This window comes from Nonomuraea africana, assembly GCF_014873535.1.
Lineage (GTDB): Bacteria > Actinomycetota > Actinomycetes > Streptosporangiales > Streptosporangiaceae > Nonomuraea > Nonomuraea africana.
Genome location: NZ_JADBEF010000001.1, coordinates 1456807 through 1470305 on the forward strand (window position 1 = coordinate 1456807; position 13499 = coordinate 1470305).

The following is a 13499-nucleotide window of genomic DNA, read 5'->3' on the forward strand; positions in this document are numbered from 1 at the left end:
GGATGGACCTGCCTGCTGCCTCTTGGCGGGGTGGGAGCTAGGGGAGTTCGGCGAAGCGCTCCACGTCTTCGGTGCGGCCGGAGACCAGGATGACGTCCCCATAGGTGAGCTCCGTGTCGGCCGTGGCGTAGGTGAACTCCTGGCCGGGGCTCTTGACGGCGACGACGGTCACCCCGAACTTCTTGCGCAGCCCCGACGCGCCGAGCCGGATCCCCACGTAGTCCTTCGGCGGCCGGGTCTTGGCCAGCGCGAACCCGGCGTCCACCTGCATGTAGTCGAGCATCCGCCCGCTCACCAGATGGGCCACGCGCTCGCCCATGTCGTGCTCGGGCAGGACGACGTGGTGGCAGCCGATCCTGCTGAGGATCTGGCCGTGCTGCCTGCTGACCGCCTTGGCCCAGATGTCGTCGATCTCCATGTCCACCAGGAGGGACGTGGTCAGGATGCTGGCCTCCAGGTCGCTGCCGATCGCGACGACGGCCCGGTAGAAGTCGGGCACGCCGAGCTGGGTGAGCGACTCGAGGTCGGTGGAGTCGGCCGCGGCGATCTGGGTGATCTGACCGGAGAGGGCCTGGACGACCTTGGGACGGTTGTCGATGGCCAGCACCTCGGTGCCGCGTCTGGTCAGCTCCAGTGCGAGCGCGGTGCCGAACCGGCCGAGGCCGATCACGACGACCGGGTCGTTCCTCATGTCAACCAACTATGACCCGTTCCTCAGGTAGCCGTTGCCAAATATCGCACCCAAAAGTAGGGCACGCTCGCAAGAACCGTCACAAAGGTTACGACTAGACCGTATCTGGTGAATTCCCAGAAGCTGATGGGGGTCCTGTTCCGCGCCGCGATGCCGAGGACGACCACGTTCGCCGCCGCTCCCACGGCCGTGGCGTTGCCGCCGAGGTCGGCGCCGACGGCCAGCGCCCACCACAGCACCTGCGCCGGACCGTCGCCGCCGGTGGCGTTGACCAGGTCGGCGACGATCGGGCTCATCGTGGCCACGTACGGGATGTTGTCCACGATCGCCGAGATACCCGCCGAGCCCCACAGCAGCACCATCGTGGTGAGCTGGAGATCGCCGCCGGTGACGTCGACGACCCGGTCGGAGACCTCGCCGATGACGCCCGTCTCCACCAGCGCGCCCACCATGACGAACAGGCCCGCGAAGAAGACCAGGGTCGGCCACTCGACCTCGGCGATGGCCTGCTCGGTGGTGACCTTGGTGGCGGCCACCAGCACGCCCGCGCCCAGCAGCGCCACGACCGAGGGCTCGTAGTGCAGCACGGGGTGCAGCACGAAGGCGGCCATCACGAGGACGAGCACGCCGAGCGACTGCCACAGCAGTGGCCGGTCGCGGATGGCCTCCCGCTCGTTGAGCGCCATGATCTCGGCCGCGCGCTCGGGGTGGTAGACGAACGCCTTGCGGAAGAGGAACCTGCACAACCCGATGAAGATCACGACCAGCACGACGACCAGCGGCGCGAGGTTGGACAGGAAGTCGTTGAACGACAGCCCGCCCCTGCTGGCGATGATGATGTTGGGCGGGTCGCCGACCAGCGTCGCGGTGCCGCCGATGTTGGAGGCCATCGCCTCGGCGATCAGGTACGGCGCGACGGGCAGCGCCAGCCGTTCGCAGACCAGGAAGGTCACCGGCGCGATCAGCAGCACGGTGGTCACGTTGTCGAGCAGCGCCGACGCGGAGGCGGTGATGATGATCAGCAGCACCATCAACCGGAAGGGACGGCCTCTGGCCCGTTTGGCCGCCCAGATGGCCAGGAACTCGAAGACGCCGGTCTCCTTGAGCACCCCGACAATGATCATCATGCCGAGCAGGAGCAGGATGACGTTCCAGTCGATGCCCGTGTCCTCGGAGAAGAACGCGGCCTCGGCTCCCGTGGCGTGAATGAGCAGCATGACCCCCGCGCCGCCCAGGGCCGCCGCGACGCGATGGACCCGCTCGGTCGCTATCAGGGCATAGGAGCACAGAAAGACCACAAGGGTGATCCAGGCCAGAAAAGTCACAGGACTCTGTCCAGCAGCGCCTGGAGCGTGACCGCACCCAGCAGCCGGCCGCGCTCCACGACCGCGACGAGCGGGCTGCGGGTGCGCGCCATCAGCGCCGCCAGCTCGAGCACCGTCGCCTCTGGCCGGGCCACCGGCAGCTCCCGATGCTCCTCGGGCAGGCACTGGCGCACCGACAGGCCGTCGAGCGCGAGCAGGAACCGGTCGGCGTGCTCCTCGTCCACCACCCGCGCCAGCGCGGGGTCGTCCTGGCAGTAGCGGGGGACGGCCAGCCGAAGCACCTGGGTGCCGGGCAGGATCGTGCAGGGCGACCCCGAGGCGTCGACGACGATCAGCCCTGGCAGGTCCTGGTCGGCCAGCAGCCGCGCCGCCTCTATCGCGGGGGAGTCGAGCCCGACGACGGGGAAATCCGCGACCAGATCACGAGCGCGCACATTTCGACGGTATCAAGGGTGAACCTGTCGCGGTCGTCTCACGTCTGTGGAGGTGTGAAAGGTCGGCTGACAGTGCTTCCCGTCCTGAGCGTGCTGCTCGCGCTGCCCGGTTGCGGTGCCGAGAGGATCTGCACGCTCGTCGGCACCCCCGTCGGGGTCTCGCTGGCGATCGACTCTCCGCTGGCGGCCAGGGTGTCGGCGGCGGAGCTGACGGCCTGCTGGAACGGCTCCTGCACGACGGCCAGGCCGCCGCTGCACGTGGCCGACCAGGTCGCCATGCAGACCTGCGACGCGAACGGCTGCCGGGCGAGGCTCGCCCCCACGGACGGCAAGCGCGGCTTCGGCGAGGTCGCCGGGCTGCCGAAGGCCGCGGTGAAGGTGCGGGTGAAGCTGACGGGGGCCAACGGTGACACGGTGCTGGACGAGTCGCTGACGGTCACGCCGCAGGGCCGCTTCCCCAACGGGCCCGACTGCGGCGAAGGCGGGCCGCAGGCCGCGCTCAGGGTCTCGGGCGAGGGCAGGCTCAGCGAGGTGACGTGACCCCGCGGCGCGCCGTTCACGCCCGCTCCCCGCGCAGCGCGCCGTGCATGAAGATCTCGACCAGGGCGGCCGTGCCCGGATCGCCGGTCCTGTCGCGGGCGAACAGCAGGCCGAGGAAGACGGCCGCGGCCTGGTCGGCGGGGACCCGCAGGGAGCCGGGCTCGAACAGCTCGGCGAGCGCGGCCCTGATCGGCTCCATGGAGCGCTCCCGGTCTCCCGAGTGGGCGCCCGAATTGGCACCGGCGGGCTGGCGCCTGGCGTGTCCCGAGGCCATCAGCGCGCCCGCGACCGGGCCGACGCGCGCCAGGTGGGCCGCCAGCGCGTCGGCCGCCTCGGTCAGCCGGTCGGCCAGCGGCTGGTCGAGGGGGATGGCGGCGATCGACTCGACGGCGTGGTCGGGCCGCAGCGCCTCGGCCATGCAGGCGTCGAGCACCGCCTCCTTGTCGGCGAACACGCGGAAGACGGTCGCCTCGCCGATCCCGGCGGCGCGGGCGATCTGGCTGGTCGTCACGGCGGTGCCGTACTCGGCGACCAGGGGCAGCGCGGCTGCGACGATCATGGCGCGGCGCTGGTCTGGGCTCATGCCCGGCGCGCGGCGCCGGGGCGGGGCGGTCGTCGTCATGGCAGGCACGCTAAGGAGTGAGTACTCACTCCGTCAAGTGGGTTCGCTAGTGTGATCACATGATGCGTTGGACCCTTGTCGTGCCCATCGTCGCCTGCCTGGTACTCGTGCTCACGTGGGGCCGCTCGCCCGGCGGCCCACTCGTGGCGGTCGTCGCCCTCGCCCTGATCGGCGCGGTGATCGCCGCCGTGCACCACGCGGAGGTGGTGGCCCACCGGGTGGGCGAGCCGTTCGGCACGCTGATCCTCGCCATCGCGGTCACGGTCATCGAGGTCGGCCTGATCGTCATGATGATGAGCGCGGGCGGCGAGGGGTCGGAGTCGCTGGCCCGCGACACGGTGTTCTCCGCTTTCATGATCGTGTGCAACGGCGTGATGGGCCTGTGTCTGCTCGTCGGCGCGCTCAAGCACCGGGTGCTGGAGTTCAGGGTGGAGGGCGTGACCGCGGCGCTGGCCACGCTGAGCGCGGTCGCGACGCTCGCGCTGGTGCTGCCGTCCTTCACGGTGACCACGCCGGGCCCGACGTACTCGACCGCGCAGCTGGCCTTCGCCGGCGTCGCCTCGCTGATCCTCTACGGCGTGTTCGTCTTCATGCAGACCGTGCGCCACCGCGACTACTTCCTGCCCGTCCAGGCGAAGGGCGAGGACGACCACGCCGACCCGCCGCCCGCGCGCACCGCGCTGATCAGCCTCGGCCTGCTGGTGGTCTGCCTGGTCGCCGTCGTCGGCCTGGCCAAGACCGCCTCGCCGGCCATCGAGGCGAGCGTCAGGGCGATCGGCGCGCCGCACACCACGGTCGGCGTGGCGATCGCGATGCTGGTGCTGCTGCCCGAGACGGCCGCCGCCGTACGCGCCGCCGCCCGCGACAGGGTGCAGAACAGCTTCAACCTCGCGCTGGGGTCGGCGCTGGCGAGCATCGGCCTGACCATCCCGGCGATCGCGGTCGTCACGATCGTCACCGGCGGCAGTCTCGCGCTCGGCCTTGGACCGCTCCAGATCGTCCTGCTCGCGCTGACCGTGGTGGTCACAACGCTGACGGTCGCTCCGGGAAGGGCGACACTCATGCAGGGAACCGTCCATCTGGTGCTTTTCGGTGCGTTCCTCTTCCTTGCCGTAAGCCCCTGATCTCCCCTTTAATCGGAACCTGCGCATTCGGACGGAGACCATGACCCGGCTTCCTGGCGCTCAGGTCGTCATCCAGACCTTCCTGCGCCGCACCAACCTGCTCATGGCGGGCAAACGCGTGTCGATCGTGGGCGATGTCCCAGGACTCGCCACCCGCCTGCGAGCGATGGGCGCCCACCCCGGCGCCCCGCTCGCCGACGCCGACCTCGTCATCGGGGACGGCGTGGACCTCGCCGCGCTCAAACCGGGAGCGATCCTGGCCACCACGCGGCCGGTGGCGGGAGAGCGGATGCGCGAGGGGGTCGTCGCGAGCGGTCACGTGTTCGTGGTGGACCTGACGTGCTGACCGACATCAGCCACCCCGACCGCTGGCGGGAGGGGCTGGAGAAGATCGCCTGGGCCCGCCGCTTCATGCCGGTCCTGGGCGCGCTGCGCTCGGAGCTCTCCCTCGAGGGCGCCAGAGTGGGCCTCGTGCTGGTCCTCGAGCCCAAGACGGCCAACCTCGCGCTCGCGCTCAGAGACGCGGGGGCCGAGGTGACCGTCACCTGTCCCGGCAGGGAGACCATGGACGACGTGGCCGCCGCGCTCGTCCACGAGGGCGTCTCGGTGCTGGCCCGCTCCGACTCCGACCGAGCCCAGGACGACGAGCTGGCCAGGCGGATGCTCGACGGCGGCCTCGACGTCCTGGTCGACGACGGCTCGCGGGTCATCAGGCTGGCCCACGCCGAGGACCGCCTCGGCGGGCTGCGCGGCGCGGCCGAGGAGACCACCAGCGGCCTGCGCCCGCTGCGCGAGATGACGCTGCGGGTGCCCGTCATGGCGGTCAACGACGCCCGCTCGAAGTACCTCTTCGACAACGTCCACGGCACGGGGCAGTCGTGCGTCATGGCCGCCCTCGACCTGTCGGGCCTGGATCTGGACGGCGCCACCGTCGCCGTCGCCGGCTACGGCCACGTCGGGCAGGGCGTCGCCCGCTACGCCGCCGCGCTCGGCGCCAGAGTGATCGTCAGCGAGGTCGACCCGCTGGCCGCGCTGCGCGCCTACCACGACGGGCACGAGGTCAGGCGGCTGGTCGACGCCTGCCCCGAGGCCGACCTGGTCTTCTCCGCGACAGGCGTGCGGCACACGATCACCAGGGAGCACCTGGGGGCACTCAGGCCCGGCGCCTTCGTGGCCGTCGCGGGCGGCGTGCTGGACGAGGTCGAGCCAGGGGTGGAGGGGAAGTACCGGCTGCTGGCCGGCGGCGAGTGCGTCAACTGCGCCGCCGCCGAGGGCAACCCGATCGAGATCATGGATCTGTCCCTGTCGCTGCAGGCCCTCGCGGTCGGCCACCTGCTCACCCACGACCTGCCGCCAGGCCTGCACCTGCTGCCCGGCCACCTCGACGAACGGGTGGCCAGGCTCAAGCTCGACGCGCTCGGACTGGAGCTCGACCAGTGATCATCGACATCCGCGACGCGTCCGTCCGTTACCGCAGCACCGGCCGGCAGGTGCTGAGCGAGGTCTCCCTCGCCGTGGGAGCGGGCGACTTCGCGCTCGTCAGCGGCCCCTCGGGGTGCGGGAAGAGCACCCTGCTCAGGATGATCAACGGCCTGGTCCCGCACTCCTACCGGGCCGAGGTGCGCGGCAGGGTGGACGTCGGCGGTCGGCCCGTCGCCGAGCAGACGATCAGGCAGCTGTCCACCGTGGTCGGCACCCTGCTGCAGGACCCGCACAAGCAGATCGTCGGCGCCACCGTCTTCGCCGAGCTCGCCTTCGGCCCCGAGAACCTCGCCCTGCCCAGAGCCGACATCCTCGCCCGCATCGAGGAGGTCGCCGCCAGGGTCGGCATCACCCACCTGCTCCGGCGCGCCACCCACGAGCTGAGCGGCGGCGAGCTGCAGATGGTGGCCTTCGCGGGCGTGCTGGTCATGCGGCCCCAGGTGGTCGTGGTCGACGAGCCGCTGGCCAACCTCGACCCCGCCGCCAGCCGCCGCCTGCTGGGCGAGCTGCGCCGCTTCGTGGACGACGGCGGCGCGGCCGTCGTCGTCGAGCACCGGGTGGAGGAGCTGCTGGAGTTCGGCCCCACCCAGGTGCTCTACCTGGAGGAGGGGCGGCCACGCTTCACCGGCGACGTGCCCGGCTTCCTGCGCGCGGCGCCGGTCGCGCACGTCAAGCTGCCCTTCGAGGCGCTGGTGGCCAGGGCGGACGAGCTGCCCGAGGCGCCGGCCGTACCGAGGGCGGCGGCCGGGCCCGGGGCGACCCACCTCGAGTACCGGGGCGTCACTCTGGGGTACGGCGAGCGGCCCGTCCTGCGCGAGGTCGACCTGGCGCTCGGGGCGACCGAACGGGTCGCCGTGCTGGGCCGCAACGGCGCGGGCAAGTCGACGCTGCTGCGCGCGGCGGTGCGGCTGATCGAGCCGGAGCCGGGAGAGGTGCTGGTGGACGGCGAGCCCATCGGCGGGCGCTCGGTGCTGAGCCTGGCCACGACGTTCGGCTACGTCTTCCAGAACCCCAGCCAGGCGCTGTTCTCCGCGACGGTGCGGGAGGAGCTGGCCTTCGGCCCGCGCAACCTCGGCTGGACGGCCGACCGGATCGCCGAGGTGTCGAACGAGGCCCTGGCCACGATGCTGCTCCAGCACGAGCCCGACATCATGAACCGCTCGCCCCACACGCTCTCCCACGGTCAGCAGCGCCGCCTCACCGTCGCCCTCGCCCTCGCCATGCGCCCGGAGACGCTCATCCTCGACGAGCCGACCGCGGGTCAGGACCTCCACACCACCACGACGTTCATGGAACGCGTGCTCGGCGGGCTGCGCAGCGTCTACTTCATCACCCACGACGTCGATCTGGCGATCACCTCCGCCGACCGGATCGTGATCGTCGACGGGGGACGGATCGTCGCGGACGCGTCCCCCGCCGAGCTGGCCCACCGCGAGCAGCTGTGGGCCGAGTCGGGCCTGCGCGCCACCAGCCTGGTCCGGGCCGTCCGCGACCGTCTCCAGGGCACGGGAACCGTTCCGCACCCCTTCGAGTTAGCGCGATTAACCCCCCAATAAGGAAGGACTCACCCCCCATGAAGTCCGAGACAGTCCGGCCTCCCCTCTGGGAGATCAACTCCAGAGTGGTGGTCTTCGCCGCCGTCGGCGCCGCCCTCTACGCGGTCCTCGGCCTGATCAGCTTCACCATCCCCGGCACCCAGAACGTCGACATCCGCCCCGCCTTCGCCCTCGTGCCCTTCTTCGGCATGAGGTTCGGGCCGATCGCCGGATTCTTCACCGGCCTGGTCGGCAACATCGTCATCGACCAGATCAAGGGCTACGGCGCGCTCACCTACTGGAACTGGAGCCTGGCCAACGCCCTCACCGGGCTGCTCGCGGGCATCCTGTTCGCGCTCGTCGTCTCGCGGATCAACAAGGAGGCCGTCCGCCTGGTCGCGGTGGGCGTGCTCACCTGGGTGGCGATGCTCATCGCCTTCGCCACCACCATCACCGACATGTGGCTGCAGGACCTGACCTTCGGGGCGTGGGCCGGTATCGCCTTCGGTCCGCTGCTGATCAGCAACACGCTCGTCGCGCTCATCCTCACGCCCGCGCTGGACGCGGTCTGGGAACCGGTCTCCAAGCGCATCGGCAGGTAGCCGATGGACGTCACGCCACGTTACCTGGGCGGGGACTCCTTCCTCGGCCGCCGTGATCCGCGCGTGCTCCTGCTGGTCCCGGTGCTCTACCTCGTGGCCGTGGCGCGCCTCAGCGACCTGCGGGTGATCCTGCTGTGCGGCCTGGTGGCCCTGGCCTACTACCTGTCGGCGGGCATCCCGTGGCGGGCGGTCAGGGCCAACTGGGCGTTCGTGCTGACGCTGATGACGATCACCGTGCTGGTCAACAGCGTCTTCACCGACGCCCTTCAGATCGAGGCGACCACCGAGGCGCCGACCCTGTTCGAGATGCCGATCACCGGCAACGCGGTCAGCACCGCCACGCTGTCGTACTCGGCGACGCTGCTCGTGCGGTTCGTGTCGCTGGCGATGATGGGCTTTCCCGTCGCGTTCTGCGTCGCGCCGGGCGATCTCGGTGTCACCTTCGCCAGGCTCAAGGTCTCGCAGCGGCTGGCCTTCGGGGTGGACCTCACCTTCCGCTTCCTGCCGTCGACCGCGGCCGGGATGCAGGAGATCATCGACGCCCAGCGCGTGCGCGGCTACGACCACCCGCGCACCAGCAACCCGGTCAGGCGGCTGAAGTCGCTCAAGCCCGTCGTCATCCCGCTCACCGTCAACTCCCTCATCGACGCCGAGGACACCTCCAACGCCATGGACCTGCGCGGGTTCGGCGCCAAGCACCGCACCTGGATGCGCGAGCTGGCCTTTGATCGCACCGACTATCTTGTTCTGTCCGCGTTCGCCGCACTGGCGGTGGGCCTGCTCGCCTACAAGATCTTCGGGAGCGACGTCGTATGGGTTCCGTGAGCTACAGCGCCCCTCTGGTCCTGCCCATCTCCGGGCCGGCGGTGCGCGACGGCAGGATCGTCGTGCGCGAGGGCAGGATCGAGGAGATCGGCACCGGCCGGGGCGAGATCCACTACGAGGGGATCCTGGTCGCCGGGCTGGTCAACGCCCACACCCACCTGCAGTACACCGCCATGGCCGAGATCGGCAGGCACGTCTACGCCTCCTTCGAGGACTGGGCGCGCGCCTTCGACCTGGCCTACTTCGGCGGCGAGGACGGCAGCTGGAACTCCGCCCACCGCGAGAGCGCGTGGGACTGGGCGGCGGGCGCGATCGACGGCGCGTGGGAGTGCCTGCGCACCGGCACCACCGCCGCCGCCGACATCGTCACCGACCCCGAGGCGCTCGTCGACACCCCGCTCGGCGGCCTGCGCTACCTGGAGGCGATCGGCGACAGCGAGGACAGCTGGCGCGAGGGCGGCCGCGAACGCTTCCTCGACCTGCTCGCCAAGGCCGACGCCATCTCCCCGCACGCCCCCTACTCCCTCGACACCGGCGTGCTGGCCGACCTGGCCCGCCTGGCGGCCGAGCGGGGCATGCGCACCCACATCCACCTCTCGGAGTCGGTCCACGAGCGCGAGTTCACGATGCACGGCTCGGGCCCGCTGGAGCAGTACGTCACCAAGCTCGGCCTCGACTTCACCATCCTGCGCGAGCACGGCGCGGGCCTGCCGCCCACCGCCTACATCGACTCCACGGGGCTGCTCGGGCCCGGCTGCCACATCGCCCACGGCGTCGACCTCACCGCCGAGGACCGCGCGCTGCTGCGCGAGCGGCGCACCGCGGTCGCGCTCTGCCCCCGCTCCAACCACGTGCTCGGGCTGCCGGGGCCGGACGTGGCCGCGCTGCTGCGCGAGGGCAACCCCATCGCCGTCGGCACCGACTCGCTGTCGTCGTCGCCCTCCCTCGACCTGCTCGCCGACGTCGCCGCGCTCCGAGAGCTGGCCGTACGGCAGGGCTACCGCGAACCCGACCTCGACCGGCGCCTCATCGAGGCCGCGACGCTCGGGGGAGCGCGCGCCATGGGCCTGGAGCACGAGATCGGCAGCCTCACCCCCGGGCACCGCGCCGACTTCGCGGTGTTCGACCTCGACCCCTCCTCCGAGAACCCCTACCGGGCGCTGGCCGAGCACGGCGCGGGCCGCTGCGTGGCGACCGTGGTGGGCGGTTCACCTCTGACCGAAATGACCTGACCATGGCCTCCCAGAGTCTCCGTTTCAAGCTGTACTCGCTGCTCAGCCTGCCGATCGTGGCGCTCATCGGGCTGTGGACGTTCGTGGCGGGGCACACGCTCGGCGACTTCTTCGAGCTGTCCACCGCCACGGCCGTCTTCGAGGAGATCGGCGGGCCGGCCACCGTGGTGGTCGGCTCCCTCCAGCAGGAACGCAGGGACTCCGCCCTCTTCCTCAGCTCCGAGCGGCCCGACACGTTGCGGCTGGCCGACGCGCGCCGCCGTACGGACCAGGCGATCGAGCAGTTCAGGACCAGGGCCACCGGCGAGCGGGCCTCGACCGTGACCAACGAGGAGGTCCGCGTGGCCGTCGAGGCGGTGCTCGACGGCGCCCACGGCCTGACCAGGCTCAGGGAGAAGGTGGACGAGCGGCAGACGAACCGGCTGGAGGCCGTCCAGGCCTACGGCGGCCTCACCGACACCGTGTACCGGCTCTTCGACCGGCTCATCACCGTCCCCGAGGTCAGGCTCTTCCAGCAGGCGATCGCGCTGCGGCGCATCGCCCACGCCCAGGACCTGCTCTCCCGCGAGGACGCGCTCGTCTCGGGCGCGGTGATCTCGGGCAAGCTCACCCACGACGAGTACGAGGCCATGGAGGTCCTGTCGCCCAACCGGCAGCTCCTGCTGACCGACGGCGTCGCCGCGCTCGACACGGAGTTGCGCGCCCCCTTCGAGCGGATGGTCGCCTCACCCGACCACAAGCAGCTCGTCAGCCTCGAGCACGAGATCGTCGAGGAGGCCGGGCTGCCCGCCGACCGCGCCGCCTGGCAGTCCGTCACCAGCAGGCTCGACCCCGCCCTCGACCAGCTGCTGGCCTCGCGCATCGACCTGCTCACCGCGAGGACCGACGACTCCGCGGGCGGCATCATCGTCAGGATCATCATCGTCGGCGGGCTCGGGCTGGCCGCCATCCTGGCCGCCGTCATCTGGTCCGTACGGCTGGGCCGCGGCCTGGTGGAGGAGCTCGACGGCCTGCGCGGCGCCGCCACCGACCTGGCCGAGGTGCGACTGCCGGAGATCGTCGAGCGGTTGCGGCTCGGCCAGCCCGTCGAGGCGGGCGCCCCGCGCATCACCACCTCGGGCGCGACCCAGGAGGTGCGCGACCTCGCCAACGCCTTCGACAGCGTGCAGCGCACGGCCGTCCAGGCCGCCGTCGGCCAGGCCGAGCTGCGCCAGGGGCTCAACAGGGTCTTCCGCAACCTCGCCAGGCGCAACCAGTCCCTCGTCCACCGCCAGCTCGGCCAGCTCGACGCGATGCAGCGCAAGACCGCCGAGCCCGACCAGCTCAGCGACCTGTTCAGGCTCGACCACCTCACCACCCGCATGCGGCGGCAGGCCGAGGGACTGGTCATCCTGTCCGGCGCGCCCGCCGGCCGCCACTGGCGCCGCCCCGTCGCCATGCTCGACGTCGTGCGCGGCGCGGTCGCCGAGGTCGAGGACTACCTGCGCGTCAACGTGCGGCCCATGCCGCACTGCACGCTCACCGGCGGGGCCGCGGCCGACGTCATCCACCTGCTGGCCGAGCTGGTCGAGAACGCGACCGTCTTCTCCCCGCCCACCACCCAGGTCGACGTGGGCGGCGAGCTGGTCGCGCGCGGCTTCGCCGTCGAGATCGAGGACCGCGGGCTCGGCCTGCCCGACGCCGAACGCGCCGAGCTCAACCGCCGCCTGGCCGAACCGCCCGAGTTCGACCTGGCCGACAGCGACAGGCTGGGCCTGTTCGTCGTCGGGCGGCTGGCCGTACGGCACGGCATCAAGGTCACCCTGCAGCGCTCGCCGTACGGCGGGACCACGGCGGTCGTCCTGATCCCTCCGTCGCTCATGACCGACCCCACGAGTGACCTTGCTCACACCCAGGCCGATTAACACGCCGTTCACATACGGGCAAAGACCGCGAAACGGTCCACTGCGAATCTCGGCGTGGCTGAGAAACACCCCGAAAGGACCGCCGTGAGCATCAAGGCTGAGTACATCTGGATCGACGGCACCGAGCCCACGGCTCTGCTCCGCTCGAAGACGAAGATCCTGGCCGACGGCGCCACGCCGCCGGTGTGGGGCTTCGACGGCTCGAGCACGAACCAGGCCGAGGGCCACTCCTCCGACCGGGTGCTCCGCCCTGTCTTCACCTGCCCCGACCCCATTCGCGGTGGTGAGCACATTCTCGTCCTGTGCGAGGTGGAGGAGATCGACGGCCAGGCGCACGGCAGCAACACCCGCGCGCTGCTCCGTCCGATCGCCGAGCGTTTCGCCGACCAGGAGTCGTGGTTCGGCATCGAGCAGGAGTACACCTTCTTCAAGGGCTCGCGCCCGCTCGGCTTCCCCGAGGGCGGCTTCCCCGCCCCGCAGGGCCCGTACTACTGCGGTGTCGGCGCGGACGCCATCTTCGGCCGTGAGATCGTCGAGCTGCACCTCGACCGCTGCCTCGCCGCCGGTCTGGCCATCTCCGGCATCAACGCCGAGGTCATGCCCGGCCAGTGGGAGTTCCAGGTAGGCCCGGCCGGTCCGCTGGAGGTCTCCGACCACCTCTGGATCGCCCGCTGGCTGCTCTACCGCACCGCCGAGGAGTTCGGCGTGGAGGCCACCCTCGACGCCAAGCCCGCCCGCGGCGACTGGAACGGCGCCGGCGCGCACACCAACTTCTCCACCAAGGCGATGCGCGAGGGCTACGACGCCATCATCACCGCGTGTGAGGCGCTGGGCGAGGGCGACAAGCCGATGGAGCACGTCTCCCAGTACGGCTCGGGCATCGAGTCCCGCCTGACCGGCGCCCACGAGACCGCCCCGTGGAACAAGTACAGCTACGGCGTCTCCCACCGCGGCGCGTCGGTGCGCATCCCGTGGCAGGTCGAGGTGGACAAGAAGGGCTACATCGAGGACCGCCGCCCGAACGCCAACGTCGACCCGTACGTGGTGACCCGTCTGCTGGTCGACACCTGCTGCACCGCCCTGGAGAAGGCCGGCCAGGTCTGAGCGCAAGGTCTCTCCCCTTCGGTGGGTTGAGACATCGAAAGCCCGCCGCTGCAGCGCAGCGGCGGGCTTTCGCGTACGG

14 protein-coding genes are annotated in these 13499 nt (G+C 71.2%); 10 read left to right on the plus strand and 4 right to left on the minus strand.

Features of this window, described 5'->3' with window-relative positions:
* Positions 1–37 precede the first annotated feature (37 nt).
* From H4W81_RS06660 to H4W81_RS06670, 3 genes are read right to left on the minus strand one after another with little or no spacing between them, the layout of a single operon-like run.
* Positions 38–691: a potassium channel family protein gene (locus H4W81_RS06660; RefSeq protein ID WP_192773968.1), complete on the minus strand. Its 654-nt coding sequence runs from the start codon at positions 689–691 to the stop codon at positions 38–40.
* A 23-nt stretch (positions 692–714) separates the two neighbouring features.
* Positions 715–2016, minus strand: a complete 1302-nt coding sequence (locus H4W81_RS06665) for an ArsB/NhaD family transporter (protein ID WP_192773969.1) — start codon at positions 2014–2016, stop codon at positions 715–717.
* Positions 2013–2450 carry a CBS domain-containing protein gene (locus tag H4W81_RS06670; protein ID WP_192773970.1) on the minus strand — a complete coding sequence of 146 codons (438 nt, stop codon included), beginning with the start codon at positions 2448–2450 and terminating at the stop codon, positions 2013–2015. The genes H4W81_RS06665 and H4W81_RS06670 overlap by 4 nt, the downstream gene beginning before the upstream one ends.
* Before the next feature lie 72 nt (positions 2451–2522).
* Between H4W81_RS06670 and H4W81_RS06675 the strand changes: the two genes are divergently transcribed.
* Complete coding sequence (locus H4W81_RS06675; protein ID WP_192773971.1) at positions 2523–2990, plus strand: hypothetical protein; 468 nt, start codon at positions 2523–2525, stop codon at positions 2988–2990.
* Positions 2991–3006: 16 nt separating this feature from the next.
* Here H4W81_RS06675 and H4W81_RS06680 read toward each other — a convergent pair whose 3' ends face one another.
* Positions 3007–3612, minus strand: coding sequence for a TetR/AcrR family transcriptional regulator (locus H4W81_RS06680; RefSeq protein WP_225958490.1), 606 nt, complete (start codon positions 3610–3612; stop codon positions 3007–3009).
* Positions 3613–3671: 59 nt separating this feature from the next.
* Between H4W81_RS06680 and H4W81_RS06685 the strand changes: the two genes are divergently transcribed.
* The 9 genes from H4W81_RS06685 to glnII all read left to right on the plus strand — a co-directional run bounded on the left by H4W81_RS06685 (position 3672) and on the right by glnII (position 13420).
* Positions 3672–4736, plus strand: coding sequence for a calcium:cation antiporter (locus H4W81_RS06685; protein WP_225958491.1), 1065 nt, complete (start codon positions 3672–3674; stop codon positions 4734–4736).
* A 40-nt stretch (positions 4737–4776) separates the two neighbouring features.
* A complete protein-coding gene (locus H4W81_RS06690; RefSeq protein ID WP_192773972.1) occupies positions 4777–5082 on the plus strand; it encodes a Rossmann-fold NAD(P)-binding domain-containing protein in 306 nt (101 codons plus the stop codon).
* Entirely contained in the window at positions 5076–6176 is a 1101-nt protein-coding gene (locus H4W81_RS06695) for an adenosylhomocysteinase (RefSeq protein WP_192773973.1), read from the plus strand. Before H4W81_RS06690 ends, H4W81_RS06695 begins: the two co-directional genes overlap by 7 nt.
* Positions 6173–7774: an ABC transporter ATP-binding protein gene (locus H4W81_RS06700; RefSeq protein ID WP_192773974.1), complete on the plus strand. Its 1602-nt coding sequence runs from the start codon at positions 6173–6175 to the stop codon at positions 7772–7774. Before H4W81_RS06695 ends, H4W81_RS06700 begins: the two co-directional genes overlap by 4 nt.
* 17 nt (positions 7775–7791) lie before the next feature.
* Positions 7792–8355 (plus strand): ECF transporter S component, encoded by a 564-nt coding sequence (locus H4W81_RS06705; RefSeq protein WP_192773975.1) that lies wholly within the window; start codon positions 7792–7794, stop codon positions 8353–8355.
* Between the two features lie 3 nt (positions 8356–8358).
* Positions 8359–9180, plus strand: coding sequence for an energy-coupling factor transporter transmembrane component T family protein (locus H4W81_RS06710; protein WP_192773976.1), 822 nt, complete (start codon positions 8359–8361; stop codon positions 9178–9180).
* A complete protein-coding gene (locus tag H4W81_RS06715; protein WP_318781566.1) occupies positions 9177–10412 on the plus strand; it encodes an amidohydrolase family protein in 1236 nt (411 codons plus the stop codon). Before H4W81_RS06710 ends, H4W81_RS06715 begins: the two co-directional genes overlap by 4 nt.
* Before the next feature lie 2 nt (positions 10413–10414).
* Complete coding sequence (locus H4W81_RS06720) at positions 10415–12316, plus strand: sensor histidine kinase (RefSeq protein ID WP_192773978.1); 1902 nt, start codon at positions 10415–10417, stop codon at positions 12314–12316.
* Positions 12317–12400: 84 nt separating this feature from the next.
* A complete protein-coding gene (gene glnII, locus H4W81_RS49175) occupies positions 12401–13420 on the plus strand; it encodes a glutamine synthetase (RefSeq protein WP_192773979.1) in 1020 nt (339 codons plus the stop codon).
* The last annotated feature ends 79 nt before the right edge of the window (positions 13421–13499 follow it).

What these genes read in the sequence shown, in the direction of transcription:
- H4W81_RS06660 (WP_192773968.1), bottom strand. Translation starts at nt 691, where the DNA reads ATGAGGAACGACCCGGTCGTCGTGATCGGCCTCGGCCGGTTCGGCACC.
- H4W81_RS06680 (WP_225958490.1), bottom strand. Translation starts at nt 3,612, where the DNA reads ATGACGACGACCGCCCCGCCCCGGCGCCGCGCGCCGGGCATGAGCCCA.
- H4W81_RS06685 (WP_225958491.1), top strand. Translation starts at nt 3,672, where the DNA reads ATGATGCGTTGGACCCTTGTCGTGCCCATCGTCGCCTGCCTGGTACTC.
- H4W81_RS06690 (WP_192773972.1), top strand. Translation starts at nt 4,777, where the DNA reads ATGACCCGGCTTCCTGGCGCTCAGGTCGTCATCCAGACCTTCCTGCGC.
- H4W81_RS06705 (WP_192773975.1), top strand. Translation starts at nt 7,792, where the DNA reads ATGAAGTCCGAGACAGTCCGGCCTCCCCTCTGGGAGATCAACTCCAGA.
- H4W81_RS06710 (WP_192773976.1), top strand. Translation starts at nt 8,359, where the DNA reads ATGGACGTCACGCCACGTTACCTGGGCGGGGACTCCTTCCTCGGCCGC.
- H4W81_RS06720 (WP_192773978.1), top strand. Translation starts at nt 10,415, where the DNA reads ATGGCCTCCCAGAGTCTCCGTTTCAAGCTGTACTCGCTGCTCAGCCTG.